This window comes from Dyadobacter fanqingshengii, assembly GCF_023822005.2.
In the GTDB taxonomy this organism is placed as follows: Bacteria; Bacteroidota; Bacteroidia; order Cytophagales; family Spirosomataceae; genus Dyadobacter; species Dyadobacter fanqingshengii.
In genome coordinates this window covers 2,358,604-2,378,814 of sequence record NZ_CP098806.1, presented here as the reverse complement: position 1 = coordinate 2,378,814, position 20,211 = coordinate 2,358,604, and the positions used below count along the sequence as shown (strand labels likewise).

Genomic DNA, 20,211 nt, shown 5'->3' with positions numbered 1-20,211 from the left:
TTCAATGATAGTCTACATAATCAACATCAAAAATATCCCCATTTTCAAAGCGAAAGATAATCCTGTAATTTGGGGAGACTTTGATTGACCAAAATTCACTAAAATTTCCAGTAAGCTTGTGCACACCGGATCCAAGCTGTGCAATATCATTTACCGAAGTCACCGCATCAAGCTGATCCAGGATCCGGTTTATCTTTCTCAAATAAGTTGCTGGCAATCGAGAGGCGTTTCCATCCTGATAATAGGCCAACAACCCCTTATGCTTAAAGGTGACAATCATCTATTTTAGTGTGTGTAATGAAAAGTGGTGGCTAGTTCCCAGCCTTCGCCCAGTTATCCCTTAATGTCACTGTCCTGTTAAATACAAGCTTTTCTGCGCTGTCGGGGTCTTTGGCGAAGTAGCCTTTGCGGAGGAATTGGAATGATTCTCCTTCTTTGGCTTCGTTGAGTGCTGGCTCGGCGTAGCCGGTTATGATTTCCAATGAGTTTGGATTGATGTATTCTTTGAAATCACCTTCTTCCGACGATGGGTCCTCCACGGAAAAAAGACGGTCGTAAAGCCGCACTTCGATCTCCTGCGCATGCGGAACGGAAACCCAGTGCAATGTTCCTTTTACATTGATGCCGGTCGTATCGTGACCACTTTTGCTGTTTTCAATGTAGGAGCAACGCACTTCTGTTATTTCACCATTTTCGTCCTTGATAAATTCGTCGCACTGAATAATGTACGCGCTTTTTAGGCGAACCATTTTACCTGGCGCCAGGCGGAAATATTTCTTGGACGGCGTTTCCATAAAGTCTTCTTTTTCAATATAAATTTCTCTTGAAAAAGGGACTTCGCGATTTCCGGTGGAGACGTCTTCCGGATTATTTTCGCTGTGGCACATTTCAGTAACGCCCTCTGGAAAGTTGGTAATGATCACTTTCAACGGATCTAAAACCACCAATCTGCGCAGCGCCTTTTTATTCAAATCCTCGCGAACACAGAATTCGAGCAATCCCACGTCGATCATGTTTTCACGACGTGCCACGCCGATGCGATCGCAAAAGTCGCGGATGCTTTCCGGTGTATAACCTCTTCTGCGCAGGCCGCTGATCGTCGGCATTCTTGGGTCGTCCCAGCCATTCACATGCTTTTCCTGAACCAGTTGCAGCAATTTTCGCTTGCTCGTAACTGTGTAGTTCAGGTTACGGCGGGCAAATTCGTATTGATGTGATGGATAAATGCCAAGCTTTTCAATGATCCAGTCGTATAACTCGCGGTGAGGCACAAATTCCAATGTACAGATGGAATGTGTCACTGTCTCAATCGAATCACTTTGTCCGTGCGCAAAGTCGTACATCGGATAGATGCACCATTTGTTGCCCGTGCGGTGGTGATGCGCATGTTTGATACGATAGAGAATCGGATCGCGCATGAGCATATTAATGTGCGCCATATCGATTTTAGCGCGAAGCGTGCGATTTCCGTCCGGGAAATCGCCATTTTTCATTTGTTCAAAAAGCGCCAGGTTCTCTTCGACCGACCGGCTTCTGTAAATGTTGTCTTTTCCAGGCTCGGTCGGTGTGCCTTTCAACAATGCAATTTCCTCGGAAGTTGAGTCATCCACATAAGCCAACCCCTTGTTAATCAGCTCAACGGCATATTGATATAACGTGTCGAAGTAATCGGAAGCGTAAAGCTCGTTTTCCCATTCAAAACCCATCCAGCGGATATCGTTTTTAATGCTTTCCACATATTCCGTATCCTCGGTAACCGGGTTGGTGTCGTCGAAACGAAGGTTTGTATAGCCAGGAAATTTTTTGGTCAATCCAAAGTTGAGGCAAATGCTGGATGCATGGCCGATATGTAAATAGCCGTTTGGCTCGGGTGGAAATCTTGTTATGATCTGGGTGTATTTTCCTGCCTGCAAATCCGCCTCCACAATTTCCTCAATAAAATTCAGGCTTTTCTCTTCTTTTTTCTCTTCCGTAATCATACTAAAATGGAAATATTTTTCGATTTTCAAAGTTAACCTTCTTCCCAACAAAACCAGCAATGAACCGCGGCAAATCGCAAATCCGGGCTGTTTCCTTTACTTTTGCAAAATGCGCTATTTTCTCGAATTCAGCTATAAAGGAACTGCCTACAACGGCTGGCAAAAACAGAACAATGCATTGGGCGTCCAGCAAGTCCTGGAAGAAGCGCTGGCAAAAATCCTGCGCTTACCCATTGAAATCACAGGCAGCAGCAGGACCGACACCGGCGTACATGCAGAACAACAATTTGCACATTTTGATTTAGAAAATCGGATCGAAGATGAAGAGCTGCTAATTTATAAGCTCAACGGACTCATTCCCAGGGACATTGCCGTGCGGCGGGTTATTGAAGTTCCTGACGATATCAACTCGCGTTTTGCGGCAACGCATCGGAAATACGAATACCGCATTACCAGGCAAAAAAATCCTTTTTTGACAGATTTGGCGTACTTGTTAAAGGCTGATCTTGACATAGAGCGAATGAATGAAGCCGCGGCCTTACTGCTGCAATACAATGATTTCGAAAGTTTCAGCAAGATTCACACGCAGGTGAATAATTTCCGGTGCACCATTACGGAGGCTATTTGGGTTGATTCAGACGATATGCTCATCTTCCACATTCGTGCCAATCGTTTCCTGCGCGGAATGGTTCGTGCGCTTGTTGGCACTTTGCTGGATGTGGGAAAAGGTAAGCGGACCGTTGCTGAATTCGAACAGGTTATTTTGTCAAAAAACAGAAAAGTGGCTGGCGCTCAGGCTCCTGCGGAAGGGCTTTTTCTGGTGGAAGTGGGATATGACTTTATTTGATCGCGTCCTTGCTGAATTGGTTATTAACCAAACGGAAAATGCCGAGCGGATTAGAATTCTTCAATTCATCTGGTAAAAGTTCATCAGGCCAGCCTTGAAATGACTGCGGACGAACAAAACGCAGAATAGAATGTCGGCCAACAGAGGTGAATTTTGCATCCGCGGTCGCGGGAAACGGGCCGCCGTGATGCATGGAAGGGCAAACCTCGACGCCGGTAGGAACGCCATTCAGTATAAACCGACCCGAAATTTGGGCAAGTTGGTTAACGATCTCTGCATGTGCATTAACCTCGCTTTCCTCCGCCATTAAAGAGCAAGTCAGCTGACCTTTCAAATGTGAGATTGCTTCGAGCATTTCATTCGTGTCCTCACAGATCACAAGCAGAGAAAATGGTCCGAAAACCTCCTCATGCAGTTTTGGATTTGCAATAAAACTCTCGCCTGAAACGGTTGCTATGGAAGCCTGCGCCTGATTTTGCCCCTCAGACATTTGCTCAGAAACGGCCAGCTTATTTACATCTTCCTGCTCAAAAGCATGGTCGCAAAGTTTGTAATAATTTTTGCAAATGCCGGCCGTAAGCATTGTAGCAGATGTGGTTTTCAGGATTTCATTTTTATATGAATCTGTAAATGCGATCAAACCCTGCGTTTTGGTTACAAACACAAGTCCGGGATTGGTGCAAAACTGACCTGCGCCTAAACTAACCGAACCAGCCAGCGTCTTTCCAAGCTCCAATGCATTGTGTTCCAGATATTCGGGCAATACAACAATTGGATTTACACTGCCCATTTCTGCAAAAACGGCAATCGGCTCTTCACGTTCCTGCGCCATTTTGAACAGCGCCATTCCGCCTTTCATTGAACCCGTAAATCCAACGGCCTTACTGGCAGGATGTTTTACCAACGCAGTGCCCACTTCGAAACCGTCATCATATAGCATAGAAAAAACGCCATCCGGCATTCCTGTCCTCTGCGCTGCCTTTACAATCGCTTGCGCCGTGAGATCGCTTACGCCTGGATGTGCGGCGTGCGCTTTGACGATAACGGGGTTTCCTGCCGCCAAAGCCGGGCCGGTGTCCACGCCGGCTACGGAATAGGCAAAGGGGAAATTACTGGAACCAAAAACAATCACCGGGCCAATAGGAACCAACATTTTGCGAATGTCAGGCTTGGGAACGGGTGTGCGGTCGGGTAGGGCGGTGTCGATGGATGCATCCATCCATGAGCCTTCCCGGAGCAGTTCGGCGAATTGGGTAAGCTGGTTGATCGTTCGTGCACGTTCACCTTGCAGGCGTGCGATAGGCAAACCGGTTTCCAGATTTGCCCTTTCGAGCAAAACATCGCCAATTGCCATTATTTCTTCGGATATCGCAATCAGGAAATCAGCCCGTTTTGCAGCGGAAACTTGCGCGTATTTGCCAAAAGCCTGTTTTGCAAGCAGCATAGTCTGCTCGACTTCATCAATCGTTGCTGTATGAAAATGTTCAGGAAGAAATGAATCTTTCGCGGGCACGTAAGATTGGAATGTGCGATCGCCCTGGCTAGAAAGTGAATAGCCAATGTAGTTTTTACCTTTAATTTCCATAAGTTAAGATATTGTCAGACGAGACGTGCAATAAGATCATCCACTGAAATTCCTTCGGCCTCAGCCTTGAAATTCCGGATTATTCTGTGGCGTAACACAGGCAATGCAACTGCTTTCACATCCTCAATATCCGGCGAATATTTTCCGGAAAGCAATGCATTACATTTCGCAGCCAGGATCAGCGCCTGTGAAGCACGAGGGCCTGCGCCCCAGTCGAGATAGTCGTTGGTGTCTTTTACGGCGAGTCCGGCGGCTGGCCTGGTTTTGTGGACTAGTTTTACCGCGTATTCGATGACGTGATCGGTTACCGGAACACGCCTTACCAAATGCTGGAAATCCATGATCTCCTCGGCAGAAACGACTTTTTTTACCTGATACCGAACGTCGTTGGTTGTGTTTTTCACAATATTCACTTCCTCTGCATACGAAGGATAATCCAGCTGGATCATGAACATGAAACGGTCAAGCTGGGCTTCCGGTAAGGGATAAGTTCCTTCCTGTTCAATCGGATTTTGTGTGGCCAACACGAAGAAGGGACGCTCCAATGTATGTTTTGCGCCTGCAATGGTCACCGAATATTCCTGCATCGCTTCCAAAAGGGCGGATTGCGTTTTAGGAGGCGTACGGTTGATCTCATCGGCAAGGATAATGTTTGCGAAAACAGGACCTTTGATGAATTTAAAATTACGGTTCTGGTCCAAAGTTTCCGAACCAAGAATGTCTGACGGCATTAAGTCGGGTGTGAACTGGATCCGGTTGAAATTGAGATCAAGCGAAGAGGCAATCGTCTGAATGAGAAGCGTTTTAGCCAGCCCGGGAACGCCTACCAACAGGCAGTGGCCCTGGCAGAAAATAGCGGTAAGCAATCCTTTAACAACCTCATCCTGTCCGATTATTACGTTTCCAATCTCACTCCGGATTTTATCATAAGCTATTTTCATAGCTTCGGCAGCTTCAACGTCCGATGAATACCTCACAATTTGTCAGATTAAATTTTCAACTCCTTTAACCGCAATGCTTACTTAAAAAAGCTAAATATCGTTTGCTAAGGCCTCTAAGCCAAGGACTTTGCAATCCTTGTATTCGGGTTCAATGCTAATGAAAACGTCTCCTTGCGCTTTTTTAAACCATTCTTCCAATGCATTATTCCGTTTGTTACTAAGCACGATCTGGGCTAGTTTTTCATAGTCATCGCGCAGGTTGGCCGTGTGCGGTTCGGATTTGCTTTTGTACCAAATGATACGCATTGCGCTTCTTCCGTCTTCCGTACGATATGCAACCGGTTTGCTCAGGTCGCCCACTTTCATGGTGTCAATCGCAAAATATAATGCCGGATCCATAGATGCATCCAAGGTCAGACGAGCCAGGCCCGTGTTTCTGTCCATGATCAAACCTCCCGATTCGGCTGTTTCTTTATCTTCGGAGTTGTCCAGCGCGGCTTTGGCAAATTTCAATGTGTCAATCTCAATCAGGTTTCTCAGGCTGTCCAATGCACGGATCGCCGAGGTCATATCCGTTCCTTTGTTATAATCAGGGCGTAAAAGAATGTGTCTTGCGTGATATTCCGCACCGCGTGTTTCAATCAATTTAATTAAGTGAAAACCAAATTGCGATTCAACGATATTGGACATTTCGCCCGGTTTCAGCGATAATGCCGCTCCTTCAAACTCAGGAACCATTGCACCGCGTTTTGCGAAATTCAGGTCACCACCATTTTTCGCCGAACCAAGGTCTTCTGAATAAATCTGGGCTAATGTGGCAAAGTCTTCGCCTTTTTCAGCGCGTTGCTTCAGTTCGAGCAATTGTTGTCTTAATTTATCCTTTTGCTCGCGGGTAACTGTTCCCAATTTTACAATGTGGCCAATTTCCACTTCGGAAGGAATGTAAGGAAGACTGTCTTTTGGAATGGAATTAAAAAACTTGCGCACTTCACTTGGCGTAATCTTCACATTACCGGAAATGGTCCGCTGCATTTTCTCAACGATCTTTTGCTCCTTCACCTGCGTGCGCAACTCACTTTTCAGGTTTTCAATGCTTTTACCGTATGCTTCCACAATGTTCTTTTCGGAACCGAAACGCTGCACCATGTAACCCATTTTTGCGTCCAGCTCGCCATCCACTTCTTTATCTTCCACAACCACGGAATCGATTTCGGCTTTGGCAAGAAGCATTTTGTTAATGATAAGCGATTCCAGAAGCTGGCATTTCTCGGGAGCGGCGCGTCCTTCGGCTTTGTACTGCGTATACATTTCCTCCAATTCGGAGTTCAAAATGTAATGATTATCAACCCTGGCAATGATTTTATCAATGCTCACACCCTGCTGGCCCTGTCCGAAACTGATGATGCTGAGAAGCAGTGTAAAAACGGCAATCAGACCGGGCGCCAATACTTTATTAATTTTCATACGTTTGTTTGATTCTCCTTAATATATTCGGGTTATTGTGGTTTCACTAAAAATGCAGCTTACAAAATGCTAAAATACGGCTAACGCTTAATTTTTTCTAATTCTTGTGCATTCACTTTTACGGGGAATTTCTCCTGCAACCGGTTTATCAATTGTTTTTCCAGTTCTTTTTGGTAATCATTGATCACACTGCCCCGCGCTTCGGCAAATGTCTTTGCGCGTGAAGGCTCTATTTTTTGTACGGAAGTCCAGAAAACCATGTTGTTATCGGTTACCGTTTGTTCGCCTGTTTGCCATTTGAATTTGGTAAACAAAGGATTTTCCTTCGTGAAATAACCATCCCGGATCATAACGGCATCGGGCTTATCGGCATTGTAAACTTTTTCAACGTCGCTTCTGGCCTGACTGTAAAACTGAAAGCTTACCCGCCTGTTGCGGTCCGCTTCGGCCGCTTGCCTGAATGAGCCGTAATCCTTTTCAATGATCCTCAAAATGGGAATGTTCCTTCCATTTAAATATTTCACTACATTCCTGATCCGGTTCGCAGACGTGATCTCGCTTTCATCGGCTGACCTGTAACCTGCAATTTCCACAATGTAATCAGGATTCTTTTCCATTACAATATAAACGTCCGTAAGTGCGTCAAGTTGCTCATTCTCAACTTCGGTTGCATTGGCCCCAAACAAAATTTCCTTCAATCTCCTTTCGAGCTTATAGGGGCTTTGTGCCAATGTCCTTTTAATCGCATTAACAGTCTGCGTGTCTTTTGCCGAAACAACCGTAGCGAGTGCGCGTTCCGGGAAGTTATAGCGCTCTTTATTCCGATCATAAAATGCTTTCTGGCCCGTTGAATCAGTCAGCGACCGTCCCCAGACATTTTCCTCCATCACCTGCGAAAGCAACACGCCTTCTTTGATCTCGCTCATTATGCTGCGGAATTCAGCATTGGTTTCTTCCAAATGCTCTTTCTCATAATCAGCCAGACTTTCGGTCAGATAATCCTGATAGTATTTGCGGAAAACAATCGCAGGCGACGCGTCCTTTGTCCTGGCCTGTTGTTTTCTTTTTACATAATTCAAAAAGCCCAAAGCGTCATACGACTGCTCCTCAATCTTAAATAACGCAACAGAAGCCCAATCTGTTGAAACGGCTCTCATATAATCCCAATTTCCGGCCTTAATGGTGCTGTCGGCCAGCGCTGCAACCGCGTTCCACTGATCTGCATTTTCCTGGACTTTATATTTTTCCCGAAGCCTTTTTGCATTGGCCAGTTCCAAAACCTTTCCTCTCGAATCCGTCACAACCTTTTTGCGCAGCGACGGCGCCATTACGCTATAAGGCTCTAACGAGCGTTTTTCAGCCAGCCTTACAATGTGCCAGCCGTACATGGTCAGCACGGGTTTGGAATATCCGTTCACTTTTGTCAAAGCAAAAGCCGCCTCTTCAATTTCCGGCACCATCTGCCCAATGCCGAACATGGGTAGTAATCCTCTGTTTTTTCTGGATTGTCTGTCATCCGAAAAACTTTCCACTACTGCATCCCAATCTTCGCCGCTTTCCAGCAAAGCATAGGCTTCATCAATCCGTGCTTTCGCGGACTCTTTCTGTGCGGCAGTTCCGGCAGTATCCTGCTGCACCATAATGTGCGCAATCCGCACCATTCCCCGGTTTGAACGTCGGTCCATCACCTTCACTAAATGATAACCTGCTTTCGTACGCACAGGCTGAGAAACCTTTCCAACCGGCAATGTGTAAGCAACGGTTTCAATCGGATAAAGGGTTTGAAAAGCGGTAAAATAACCCAGATCGCCCCTTGTTCTTGCAGCAACCGGGTCCTTTGAAAACTTGGCGGCAAGGTCACCGAAATCGCTGCCTTCCTCCAATCTGCCGCGTAGCGCAATGGCGGCACGGTAAGCTTCCAGCGTGTCCGCCGGTGAAGCGTCTTCCGAAACGCCGATCAAAATATGCGAAGCCCGCACTTCCTGTTTCAGCCTGTTATAAGCCTCATTGGATAGCTTTTCAACGAGCGATTTATCAACCAGGTGATTTTTGGCGAGTTGCTCGCGATAGGATGTGATTTCTTCCTTATAGTCTTGCGTGGTGTCTTTTCCTTCGTCTTTTGCGTGTAAAATCTTAATTTTCAGGTCTTTGTATAAATTAAAATATTCCTCAGGGGTTAACTCACGCGTTGAATCAGATGCGTTTTTGTTTTTATTATATGAATCCTGGTAGTCCTCTACCGAAAATTTTTCATTTCCTATTTCCAGTAATGCAGGCGTTTCAGTTACTACTATTTGTTGAGGGGGTGCAGTTGTTTTACAGGAGCTTACAGCCAGAAGCGCAAGCAGGGCAATGTTGTATTGTATTTTAAGCATGTTTACAAATCGAATTTTAAGGAGCTCTCGGCATCAAATTACTGCCGGATTGACGCTGGTAAAGCCAGCAAAGTTAGACGCTTTCCTAACAGATCAAAAATATAACGTTCAGGCACGTGATTTGTTCTTCTATAATCCAAATCATACATGGGAATCGGTATGGCGTGATCGCCACACTGAGGAACGCCACAATGTATCTGCTCTCTCAACTTCGGTTGCCACGTCAGGCGTTTTTGCACTTATGCCCGAATATTTGTTTTGATAACAGTAAATGTCCATTTACTACGTCTCAGGCACAATTTTTTTTGTCAAAGCAGGGCAAAGTAGTTCTTAAACAGGTTGGTTATGGAAGATAGTAGGAAAAGAGATTTCGTTCAGGCAATCAAAGCATTGTGGATCGAACAAAAAACCAGAGAACTTCTTTATTTGGAAGCATTGAAAAAGGATAGCATGAGTCCTTGCAGGCGTATTCTCAGCCAGGGCCATGTAAGTGCATTGTTATTCCAAAAAGAAATAAAATGGATCTACGATTATTTTAAATGCTTCCTGACTGATAAGGAATTAGGGGATACCAACCACATTACGGCCAGGACGGCTTTGAAGATGCTGGAAGATGTGGAAGAGAAAGAACAGATTGCAACCTGCCTCAAAAAGATCGAAGCAGCAACATTAAAGTTATATAAAATGCTCCGTACCCATGTTGATAAAGATTCTGAGGCGAGGTTAATGCTGGACGAACATCTGGTAAGGATTTCGGAGTTTTACGAAGCATTATCCAAACTGGAAGTAGGAACCAGAAGCCGGATTGGTTACATCGCAGCAGCGTAGTTTGCAACACTAAATTTCATACAATTCAATCGGCAAATCATCGGGGTCGGCAAAGAATGTGAATTTTTTACCGGTGAACTCGTCTACTCTTATTGCCTCTGTTTCAATACGTTTTTTTCGCAACTGTGCAATTGCCAGTTCAATATCATCCACTTGAAAAGCAATGTGCCTTAAACCGGTGGACTCAGGTCTGGACGGACGCTTTGGCGGATCAGGAAAAGAGAAAAGCTCAATAATGTATTGTCCGTTCAGCGAGAGATCCAGCTTGTAGGAGTTTCTCTCTTCCCGAAAAACTTCCCTTTCAATTTCAAATCCTAAAATCGCTGTATAAAAGTGCTTCGATTTGTCGTAATCGGAACAAATGATGGCAATGTGGTGAACGGCTTTCAGTAATTGCATAATGCTTGACTGTGAGGTCCAAATATAGGCCGCAAAAATTTAAATTCTTACAAATATCTTTCTTGCATAAAGCCAATAGAGGATCGCCCATTCCACCAGCAAAATAATAGCGCCGCGAACAATTGGCTGATAATGCTGACCCAAAACCATATCATATTGCTGGCTTACGTTGATACGGAATGAGCTGTCGATGAAACTGACGATAGTTTCTGCCATTACATATGCCACGATCGAGTTTGTACCAATGACAATGAGCGGGAAAAAGAATTTTTGTTTTTGATTGACATCAACAAGGAAATAAAACCCGGCCAGGAACAACATACAAATTCCGCCGCTGAACAATGTCCAGGCGGGTGTCCAGATCCTTTTCACGATTGGGTTTAGGCCGGTGAAATTCAGGATAAGTGCAAGCGCCAAAAGGATAGCCGCCGTAATAGCGAGGCGTTTGAGCAGCCAAGTGGCGGAAGGCGCAGATTTGAGCCATTTACCGGCTATGAGACCGAGTATCATTGTTCCTAATGTCGGAATGAAACTTAGCGTACTATATCCACCTCCGTTAAACCGGAACGGCTCGGGACGTGGAAATAAGTTGAGGAACCAGCGGTCAAATGCCCAGGCGGTGTTTGTATTTTTATTCCAATGTGCTGCAAATCCTTTCAGGTTATGCTCCCAGTTGGCCACGTTGCCGGTTTCAGACCAATCGAAATAAGGACCAGGCAAGCTGTATAATGCGAATGCGAGACCATAAGCCAATAAAATTCCTGCTAATGCGCCCCATTGCGTACGTTCGCCAGTAAAACCAAGTGCAAAAAGTATTGGGTAACCCAGCCCAATCTGTGTTAATGTATCTTCAAAGGTGAAATTGGTCTGTTCGCTATGCATGGAGCGCAGGAAAATACCCAACAAAATCAAAGTAAGCGATCTCCTGAACGTGTGCAGCCACATTATGGCTGTACTTTGTTCTTTACTGGCACGGCTGGCAATAGAGTAGGGAAGGGCCACTCCGACCAAGAATGAAAACGATGGCTGGATCATGTCATGCAGCGAGCAACCCACCCATTCTACATGACTCTGATGAAAATCCAGAAATGCCCAAAAAGCACTGCCTGGAAAGGCTTCCGCAACTTTTCCCAATCGGAGCACTTCGGCCATCATCAGGAACATTACAAATCCACGGTAAGCATCAATGGATGAAACACGTTTTGGAGCAGGTATATACTCTTTCAAATTTTGATGGGTTTAGTCAGACCACAAAAGAAAAAACCCCGCCGGATTTACCCAGCGAGGTTTTTTGGATTATAATATATGGTTTACTAAACGTTCATCTTTTTAAGCTCCTTCACGGCGTGATCAGCTGCACGTGCCGTCATCGCCATGTAAGTAAGCGACGGGTTTACACAAGATGCCGACGTCATGAATGCGCCGTCCGTAACATACACATTCTCCGCGCCCCAAACCTGGTTGTTCTTATTCAAAACTGATGTTTTTGGATCATTACCCATTCTGGCAGTTCCCATTTCGTGGATACCAATGCCCGGGTGTTTTGAATCGTCAATGTATGGCGTTACGTTTTTCAGACCTGCCGCTTCCAGCATTTCCGCCGCGTCATTCATCATATCCACGCGCATTTTCTTTTCGTTTTCACCGTATGCCGCATCAAAAACAACAAGTGGAAGTCCCCATTTGTCTTTTTTGGTCGGGTGCAATGTAAACCGGTTTTTCTCGTCAGCGATCATTTCACCAAAACCCTGAATGTTCATATTCCATCCGCCCGGTTCCGAAAGTGACTTCTTGAAATCAGCACCGAAACCATCCGTTCCCACGCCGCGTCCCCAGCTTTCGCGACTTGCGCCTCCCTGGTAACCAAACCCGCGGATATAATCGCGCTTGTCGTCGCCCCAGTTGCGGTAACGTGGAATGTAGATCCCGTTTGCCCGTCTTCCGAAATAATATTTGTCTTCAAAACCATCTACGTCCGCTCTTGCGCCAACTGCCAAATGGTGATCCATAATGTTACGGCCAAGCTGGTCGCTTTCGTTACCCAGACCGTTCGGGAAGCGTTTCGACTTGGAGTTCATTAAAATGGATGCCGATGCAATAGCCGAAGCATTCATGAAAATGATCTTCGCGTAGTATTCTTTGGTTTCCAATGTGTTCTGGTTGATCACACGAACGCCTGTCACTTTGCCTAACTTATCATCGTAAATCACTTCTGAGACGATCGAATCGGGCACCAATGTAAGGTTACCTGTTCTCTGCGCGGCAGGAAGCGTAGCCGATTGTGTGCTGAAATACGCTCCATATGGGCATCCGCGCATACACATGTTACGGAACTGACAAGCAGCGCGTCCCAATTCTGTGTGGAAAGCCTGTGGTTGTGTAAGGTGGGCAGCGCGTCCCATAATGATGTGACGGCCTGCGAATTTCTTCTCTACTTCGCCTTTTACGTGTTTTTCAACACAGTTCATTTGCATTGGCGGCAGGTAATTTCCGTCCGGTAATACATCCAGACCATCTTTTGCACCGCTGATCCCCGCAAATTTTTCTACGTAATCATACCATGGCGCAATGTCTTTATATCGGATCGGCCAGTCTACTGCAATGCCATCTTTAGCGTTCGCTTCAAAATCCATCGGGTTGAGGCGATAGCTCTGGCGTCCCCACAGCAGCGAGCGCCCGCCTACGTGATAGGCACGGATCCAGTCAAACTTGCGGGTTTCTTCGTATTGGTTCTCCTTATCGTTTTCAAACAGATATGCCCATTCTTCATTGGCTGTATAACCTGTCCTGATCCCGGCCCAATATTGTTCTTTGGCAATGGTGGTAACGCGGCCTCTGTGCTCAAATTCCCACGGAGCCAGGGTTGCGGTTTTGTAATCGGTAATGTGCTTAATGTCGCGGCCTCTTTCGAGCATAACCACTTTCAAGCCTTTTTCTGTCAATTCCTTAGCTGCCCAGCCGCCGCTGATGCCCGATCCAACCACGATTGCGTCGTATGTGGTTTGTTTCGCTGCTTTTATGTTCAAATTCATGATGAATATTTTTCGATTTTTAATGACTTGGCCACTCACGGCCATAAAATTTCAGCTAGCCGCTGCTTACAATGCCCAGGCTTTCTGCCCCGGTTTATAATCAATGCAACCGTCATAACGCCCTGGAACTGCCACATATTCGAGTGCTTGCGTGGCTCCCTGCTCTGAGGTAAAATAGCCTAAAAGGGTCAGTTCTTTCAGCAGACGGAAGAATGGCACAGGTGCGTCGGTGTATTCTTTTCCGGCTTCGGTATACTTTTTCTTTTCGGTGTCCGCTTTGGCCAAATCGTCTTTTGAAGCTTTTTCCATTTCCGTCAGGATCTTGGTTTGTTCCTGTGGCGTGGCTTTCATGAAATCTTTCTTTTCCAACTCCTCCAATCCTTTATTGAAACTTTTCTGCTCGGGTTCAGAATAGCAATCCTTCATCATCTTTTCAATAAACTCACCCACTTTTGCATCCTTCGCTCCTGGTGTGTCTGTTTTTGGAATAATGATCTCGGTAACCTCTGCAATCAGCGCCTGCCGTTCCGGGGTAAACGGAAATGTAATTCCGGTAGCAGTATCCGAAGCTTTCTTGCAGCTTTCCAGAAAAGCCAGCATCGTGGGAGCTGAGAGTGCGCCACCCATTAAAAGTGCCACACGACCAAGGGCATCACGTCTTTTCATTTGATATACTTTATATGATAGGTTAACAATCCAAAGTGTAATAATACATTTGATTAATGCAATTTCTAAAAGCCTGCTAATTTATGAAATATTCTCTGTTTACAGGTTCTTAGAACAATTCTATATAATGTTTAAGCCCGGTATGTAACTCACAATCAATACGCTGCTTGTTATTAAAAAAGCATTAATGTGTACGTTCTTAGCATGGCTGAATTCCTCGCCGCTGAAATGAACGACTTATATTACCATTAAATTGCAACCGCGGATGTCAGAATTATCAAAGCGCCCCATCACGTAAAACGAACCTTCCGTTTCGCCAAATCTGCCCAGGTCCTGGGTTTCTATGAATGAGCAGCTGTCGAGGTTTGCGAGGTCGATCACATTGATGCCGCCGGTTTTGGATTTGGTAATGTTTTGGTCGTAAATGGCAAATGGATCGTTGATATCGCGGAGCAGGATCCGCATGGAAAAACCCGGCAAGAGCAATCCTGAGCCGTGTGAATAACCTTGTGAAAGCATTTCGGTCATGCCATATTCCGAATGAATTTTATCGACAAATAACCTGCCGGTAAGTACATCGTGCACCTCTTCCCTCAAAAGCTCCTGTCTGCGCCCTTTCATCCCGCCCGTATCCATTACCGTAAGTTCTTTTATTTTACTCAAAAACGACAAATCATATGCGCTTTCAGCAAGGTCAAGCAGCGCAAATGTGACGCCAAGCAGGAGAACCTTTCTGCCATCCGGGTTGCTGGACAAGAAAGTGAGCGTTTGGAGCAGTTCTTCCACATTTTTAAGATAAAAACCTGACAATTCTGACTGACTTTCAGCAATAAAATGTTGCATCATATACACGAGCGAAGAGTTGTTTCGTTCAAGATATGATGGAAGCAGCGCCAGAATATGGAACTGTTTCAGATCACCAAAATTTTCCTGAAAAATGCGCGCTGAGACGGTCTTATATAATGTCTCATCGAACAAATGGTGCTGGCTTGTTTGTTGCCCGGTTGTTCCGCTGCTTTGAAAAATTGCAGATGCAACAGGTGATCCGTCGCCCGGCGATCCGACACTTTTAATAATATGGTTTTTGAAAAACTGAACGGGTAGGAACGGGATATGGGTCAGTCGGGTTACCAGCTCCGGGTTAATGTTCAGGTAGCTGATATATTGGTTGTAAACTGGATTATAGCGTGCCTGATAACGGAAAATATCCATTGCCAGCCGCTCAAAATCAGTGGGTTGTAAATGCAGGATTCGCTCGCGTAATGCCTGCCTTTTTTCGGTTTGTGATTTGTTGTTTTGAAGTTCCAATACTGTTACTTTCGTAGAAATATAAATACAAAGTTAATATGCAATTGAAAGTTTCCCTATTCATCATTTTGGCAGCAGGAACATTTGGCTGCGTGGATATCCCGGACTTTAGTGATACACCCAAAATATATTATAACGGCATTTATTCAGAGCCTGAACAAGATTCCTCCGGCAAGAACATTCGTGAAAATGTAATCATTACTATTGATTTCGAAGATGGAGACGGTGACCTTGGTGCTTCGGCTGATGAGCGCTCGGATTCTTCTTTCGTAAGGCCTTATGGAAATTGGGGGAATTATGAACTCGTAACTGCCCGAAAAGGCAGGGACGGTCGTTGGACCGAGTCGATTCTTGCGGAAGACCAGTACAAATGGATGCCGATATTGAAACCAGATGGCAAACCAGGGCCAATCAAAGGGAAAATAGATCTTAACACCAGCTTTCTATATGGTAACAGCACCGTCCCTGTTTATGTAAGATTCAAAGTGCGTATCCGTGACAGGGCGTTACATGTAAGTGACCAGATTCAGACAGACAGCGTTCAGGTTCCAGGTTATCTATAAAGTTTTTCAGACCCTTCAATCGATTGACTATGAAAAGTGGCAGTGCCTTACTAATCGCATTTTGCGCTTCTTTGTCAGGATGCTTACCAAAGCCTGATTTCGATTCTGTTCCCCGAATCGAGTATGCTTCCATTGTTCAATCTCCTGAATCAGATCCGCTAACTGGGAAAAAGTTGCAGGAGAATGTTGTGATTACTGTGACTTTTGAAGATAAAGATGGGGATCTCGGCGCAACGGCTGATGAACGTTCTGACGAAACCTTCAATTCAATATATGGCAAGCGGGGAAATTATGAACTGGTAACGCTTACGAAAAATGTCGATGGCTCCTGGGACGAGCGTATCCTGTCCAGTGACTCTACCATGTGGATGCCTGTCCTGAAACCCGATGGCAAGGCGGGACCGATAAAAGGAAAACTCGATTACGAATTGAAAAAACCTTACGGAAACAACTCGGTTAACATTGAACAGAAATTCAAGGTCAGGATCCGTGACAGGGCCTTGCATTACAGCAACCAGGTCGAGACGGATATTGTTACCGTTCCCGGTTACCGATAGAGACTATTTATTCAATAATGTTCGCATTCAGCGAGATCCTGAAAGTTGTTCCTTTGCCAATTTCCGAGCTTTTTACAAAAAGCTTTCCGGAGTGATAGTTTTCAATAATTCTTTTTGCCAATGTTAATCCCAATCCCCAGCCGCGTTTTTTGGTGCTGAATCCCGGATTGAAGATTTTATTCATATTGGCCTTGCTCATTCCTTTTCCCGTATCGGCAATGTCAATCCAGATTTCCTTCGTATTGGGCGGCGCCTGAAGCGTTACGTTAATTTCGCCAATTCCACCCATCGCATCCACCGCGTTTTTACAAACGTTTTCAATCACCCATTCAAACAGGTTTTTATTAATTAATGCCGTTTGCTCGTCGGCAAGCTCATTAAAGACAGAAAATTTGACTTTGGACGAAACACGCTTTTCGAGATAACTAATAAAATTCGTCACAATCTCGGTCACCGGTTCATCCTTTAATGTGGGAACAGAGCCAATGTTGGAAAAGCGTGTGGTGATCATTTCAAGCCGGATTACGTCCTTTTCAATTTCCTCGGCAATAGAAGGGTCAATGGTGGGGTCACTCCTGAAATACTCAACCCAGGCCATTAACGACGAAAGCGGTGTTCCAAGCTGGTGGGCCGTTTCCTTGGCCAGACCAACCCAAACCCGGTTCTGTTCCGCCTTACGCGCCGAACTGAATGCCAGATATGCGAGATATCCTATCAGAAGCATCACGGAAAGCTGCAAAAACGGATAATAGCGTAATTGCGTGAGCAAGAATGAGTTGCTATAATAAATGTTGCCTGTGCGCCCTCTTCCCAAATCAACCGGAATAGGCGAATGTTCGAGCTTCATGTCGGCCAGCTTGTCCTGAATGATCCGCTCGCGTTCGGCGGGACCGGCGTTGGCAGGAAATTGAATGTTCTTATTGGGGTTTGGGATATTGTTTTCATTTACATAAATCACAGGGATCTGATAAAAATTTACCGCATCCTGGATCACCTGAAACACCACATTGAAATTTTCGTCAAACGGACTGTTGAAAACATATCGCATTCCTTCCGCATAGAGCTGAACTTCCCGCTCTTCACGTTGTTCCAGCTCTTCCACCAATTTATCGGTATAAAACAGTGAACCAATGCTTAATAGAAGCAGGATGATGCCGATAATGTATTTGTAAAAGCTTTTCTTATCATACGTGTCCAGCAACGAACGGCGCAAGCGCTGACTGTTCAGAATGGCAACGGGATGCAGACGGAAACGGGGCTTTTGCTTTTGAGTTTCGCTAATCATTCAGTGGCCGGGCACGCATTTCCCGGTGTTAATGTTATATCCTGTAAATAACGTAAAATATTCGTGCTTAGTGGGCTAAAATGAAAGAATTCGAGTCTGCTGCGAGATTATTATTTATAAAATTTCTAAATAAACTTCCGGTGCTTTACATACTTTTCTATTGAAGTTTTGTGCCGTACTTTTGTGAACCGAATAAGAACCAGTGATGTATAATCAGTTCAAATCAATAAGTTTATCACATCGGAATGCGACTCTGGCAATCAGGGAACAGCTTGCATTGAATGAGGCGGAGGCGAAAAGCATGATGCTCAGGCTGAAAGATTTCTTCGATGTTTCTGATGTCCTTGTTGTGTCCACATGCAACCGTACTGAAATATACTATTCAGCCTCAACCGATCTGAATGAGGAGATTATCAAAATGCTGTTAATCCAGAAAGGCGTATCCGATCTGGAATCTTTCAAAGCATATTTCGAGCGTTTTTCAAAAGGGGAAAATGCTGTTCAGCATTTGTTTCAGGTGGCAACAGGCTTGCAATCGCAGGTTGTGGGGGATATGCAGATTCCAAACCAAATCAAACACGCATATCAATGGTCGGCTGATCTTAACATGGCCGGGCCGTTCTTACACAGACTTTTACATACGATTTTCTTTGCCAATAAGCGCGTAGCGCAGGAGACATTTTTCCGTGACGGAGCTGCTTCCATTTCCTACGCTGCCGTAGAATTGCTGGAAGGCTTAATGCCAAATCCAAAAGTGCTGATCGTAGGATTGGGAGAAATTGGTGCGGACGTTTGCCGGAATCTGGCTCAAAAAGCAACTACCGAGGTTACGATCGTTAACCGTTCAAGGGATAAATCGGATAAGCTGGCAGACGAACTTGGTTTCCGCGTTGCTGACTTTTCTGACATTGAGGCGGAGATTTCAAGAGCTGACATTATCGTTTCCTCCATTGTTCGTGACGAGCCTTTCTTTTCCAAAGAAATGATGGTTCGCCTGCGTGGGATGTCATTCAAATATTTCATTGACCTTTCAGTGCCCCGCAGCGTTTCTCCGGAAGTGGAAGAAATCCCGGGCGTAATGCTTTATACAATTGATTCGATCCGTTCCAAAGCGGATGAGGCATTGCACCGCCGTCTGGATGCCGTGCCGCATGTGCGCGAGATTATCGACGAAGCAGTTCTTGAATTCAATGACTGGTCAAAAGAAATGATTGTTTCTCCGACCATTCAAAAATTAAAGGGCGCGTTGGAACAGATCAGAAAAGAAGAGCTGACACGTTTCACCAAAAACCTTTCAGATTCGGAGCTTGAAAAAGTAGAGCGCATCACTACAAGCATGATGCAGAAAATTCTTAAACTTCCCGTGCTGCAATTGAAAGCAGCCTGCAAAAGAGGGGAGGCAGAAACGCTTATAGACGTATTGAACGATCTGTTCAATCTTGAAAAACAATCGGAGAAACATTAATCAAGATCTTTATAAAGAGAAAAAAAGAAAGGATGGCATTTGCCATCCTTTCTTATGTATTACCTTACCCTCCACAATAATTAATTGTTTCTTATTACATTCCCATTTTCTTGATAAATGGTCCTGCTATTGCCAAAACCTCTTCCATAGTCAAAGGTTCGTCAAATGCTTCTGTTACATTGTCTCTTGAAATAGAGCCAATTCCTGAAAGTGTTGCAGCATCAAGTCCGGCGTGAACTGTGTTAGATTCAGGAGTCATGCCCTTATAAACTGCTTCCGGGAAGCCTTTATCTTGCGTGATCCAACCTTTCATCATCGGATCCTTTTTCAGGTGACCGATAATTCTTCTAACCAATGAAGCGTGACGCGCCTCAACAGAGTGAACCTGCAATGCATATTCCAAAATCTGAGGAGAACCAATCAGGTTACCAGCTTGTCCTTTGTATGCACGAACACCAGTGTCTTCCAATGCAGCTGAAATTGTGATGAATGTCATGAAATTAGTCCATGCATCAGGGAAAGCGCCACCATAAGTGAAGTCAAACTGAGGACGATCAACAGCAGCACTGCCCAGCGCAGCTTTCAGAAATTCTACGTGTTGCGTCTCGTGTCTTTCGATTTGTGAGAATACCAAAGTATATTCCGCAGGAATAAAATTGGTCATTCTGTTAGCCTGAAAGTAAAATGTTTCTTCTAAATATTCGAGTGTTAATGCGAAGTTAAGAATGTCGGTTACTGAAGGTGTAGCGCCGTAAGCTTTATTAACAACGGCAGCAAATGCAGTGGGAACAGCGGCTGTGGCCAAAGTGCTTCCAATGCGGTTCATAAACATGCGACGGGTTGTATGCGCTATGCGGCCCGCAGCGTCACCGTCAACTTGTTGAATGCTATCTAATATTCTAAAAATATTCATGTCA

At 45.1% G+C, this 20,211-nt stretch carries 18 protein-coding genes; 5 read left to right on the top strand and 13 right to left on the bottom strand.

Annotated features, from left to right (window positions below):
* Position 1: 1 nt before the first annotated feature.
* Together NFI81_RS09820 and NFI81_RS09815 are read right to left on the bottom strand one after the other, a co-directional pair.
* The gene (locus NFI81_RS09820) at positions 2-280 is read right to left on the bottom strand and encodes a type II toxin-antitoxin system RelE/ParE family toxin (protein WP_234612628.1); all 279 of its coding nucleotides are present in this window, start codon (positions 278-280) and stop codon (positions 2-4) included.
* Between the two features lie 31 nt (positions 281-311).
* Positions 312-1,979, bottom strand: coding sequence for a glutamine--tRNA ligase/YqeY domain fusion protein (locus NFI81_RS09815; protein WP_234614870.1), 1,668 nt, complete (start codon positions 1,977-1,979; stop codon positions 312-314).
* A gap of 109 nt (positions 1,980-2,088) precedes the next feature.
* Between NFI81_RS09815 and truA the strand changes: the two genes are divergently transcribed.
* A complete protein-coding gene (gene truA, locus NFI81_RS09810) occupies positions 2,089-2,826 on the top strand; it encodes a tRNA pseudouridine(38-40) synthase TruA (protein ID WP_234612629.1) in 738 nt (245 codons plus the stop codon).
* Here truA and NFI81_RS09805 read toward each other — a convergent pair.
* From NFI81_RS09805 to NFI81_RS09790, 4 genes are all read right to left on the bottom strand, one after another.
* Positions 2,819-4,411, bottom strand: coding sequence for an aldehyde dehydrogenase (NADP(+)) (locus NFI81_RS09805; RefSeq protein ID WP_234612630.1), 1,593 nt, complete (start codon positions 4,409-4,411; stop codon positions 2,819-2,821). The two genes, truA and NFI81_RS09805, sit on opposite strands and share 8 nt — an antisense overlap.
* A gap of 14 nt (positions 4,412-4,425) precedes the next feature.
* A complete protein-coding gene (locus NFI81_RS09800; protein ID WP_234612631.1) occupies positions 4,426-5,388 on the bottom strand; it encodes an AAA family ATPase in 963 nt (320 codons plus the stop codon).
* A 54-nt stretch (positions 5,389-5,442) separates the two neighbouring features.
* Positions 5,443-6,816: a peptidylprolyl isomerase gene (locus NFI81_RS09795; RefSeq protein WP_234612632.1), complete on the bottom strand. Its 1,374-nt coding sequence runs from the start codon at positions 6,814-6,816 to the stop codon at positions 5,443-5,445.
* A gap of 80 nt (positions 6,817-6,896) precedes the next feature.
* Complete coding sequence (locus NFI81_RS09790) at positions 6,897-9,191, bottom strand: peptidylprolyl isomerase (RefSeq protein ID WP_234612633.1); 2,295 nt, start codon at positions 9,189-9,191, stop codon at positions 6,897-6,899.
* Between the two features lie 345 nt (positions 9,192-9,536).
* Between NFI81_RS09790 and NFI81_RS09785 the strand changes: the two genes are divergently transcribed.
* Positions 9,537-10,019 carry a hypothetical protein gene (locus NFI81_RS09785; protein WP_234612634.1) on the top strand — a complete coding sequence of 161 codons (483 nt, stop codon included), beginning with the start codon at positions 9,537-9,539 and terminating at the stop codon, positions 10,017-10,019.
* 9 nt (positions 10,020-10,028) lie between these two features.
* On the opposite strand, the gene gloA2 is transcribed toward NFI81_RS09785, so the two are convergent.
* The 5 genes from gloA2 to NFI81_RS09760 all read right to left on the bottom strand — a co-directional run bounded on the left by gloA2 (position 10,029) and on the right by NFI81_RS09760 (position 15,424).
* Entirely contained in the window at positions 10,029-10,418 is a 390-nt protein-coding gene (gene gloA2 / locus NFI81_RS09780) for an SMU1112c/YaeR family gloxylase I-like metalloprotein (protein ID WP_234612635.1), read from the bottom strand.
* A 39-nt stretch (positions 10,419-10,457) separates the two neighbouring features.
* Positions 10,458-11,645: an acyltransferase family protein gene (locus NFI81_RS09775; RefSeq protein ID WP_255717395.1), complete on the bottom strand. Its 1,188-nt coding sequence runs from the start codon at positions 11,643-11,645 to the stop codon at positions 10,458-10,460.
* 86 nt (positions 11,646-11,731) lie between these two features.
* On the bottom strand, positions 11,732-13,450 hold the full coding sequence (locus tag NFI81_RS09770; RefSeq protein WP_234612636.1) for an FAD-dependent oxidoreductase: 1,719 nt from the start codon (positions 13,448-13,450) through the stop codon (positions 11,732-11,734).
* 66 nt (positions 13,451-13,516) lie between these two features.
* Positions 13,517-14,116 (bottom strand): gluconate 2-dehydrogenase subunit 3 family protein, encoded by a 600-nt coding sequence (locus NFI81_RS09765; RefSeq protein ID WP_234612637.1) that lies wholly within the window; start codon positions 14,114-14,116, stop codon positions 13,517-13,519.
* A 237-nt stretch (positions 14,117-14,353) separates the two neighbouring features.
* Positions 14,354-15,424, bottom strand: coding sequence for an acyl transferase (locus NFI81_RS09760; RefSeq protein ID WP_234612638.1), 1,071 nt, complete (start codon positions 15,422-15,424; stop codon positions 14,354-14,356).
* 38 nt (positions 15,425-15,462) lie between these two features.
* Between NFI81_RS09760 and NFI81_RS09755 the strand changes: the two genes are divergently transcribed.
* Positions 15,463-15,987: a hypothetical protein gene (locus tag NFI81_RS09755; RefSeq protein WP_234612639.1), complete on the top strand. Its 525-nt coding sequence runs from the start codon at positions 15,463-15,465 to the stop codon at positions 15,985-15,987.
* A gap of 29 nt (positions 15,988-16,016) precedes the next feature.
* Positions 16,017-16,544 (top strand): hypothetical protein, encoded by a 528-nt coding sequence (locus tag NFI81_RS09750; RefSeq protein ID WP_234612640.1) that lies wholly within the window; start codon positions 16,017-16,019, stop codon positions 16,542-16,544.
* A gap of 7 nt (positions 16,545-16,551) precedes the next feature.
* Here the strand turns inward: NFI81_RS09750 and NFI81_RS09745 are convergent, their stop codons facing one another.
* Complete coding sequence (locus tag NFI81_RS09745) at positions 16,552-17,829, bottom strand: sensor histidine kinase (protein ID WP_234612641.1); 1,278 nt, start codon at positions 17,827-17,829, stop codon at positions 16,552-16,554.
* Between the two features lie 205 nt (positions 17,830-18,034).
* Here NFI81_RS09745 and hemA point away from each other — a divergent pair, with 205 nt between their 5' ends.
* Positions 18,035-19,294, top strand: coding sequence for a glutamyl-tRNA reductase (gene hemA, locus NFI81_RS09740; protein WP_234612642.1), 1,260 nt, complete (start codon positions 18,035-18,037; stop codon positions 19,292-19,294).
* 94 nt (positions 19,295-19,388) lie between these two features.
* Here the strand turns inward: hemA and NFI81_RS09735 are convergent, their stop codons facing one another.
* The gene (locus NFI81_RS09735; RefSeq protein WP_234612643.1) at positions 19,389-20,207 is read right to left on the bottom strand and encodes a ferritin-like domain-containing protein; all 819 of its coding nucleotides are present in this window, start codon (positions 20,205-20,207) and stop codon (positions 19,389-19,391) included.
* Between the last annotated feature and the right edge of the window lie 4 nt (positions 20,208-20,211).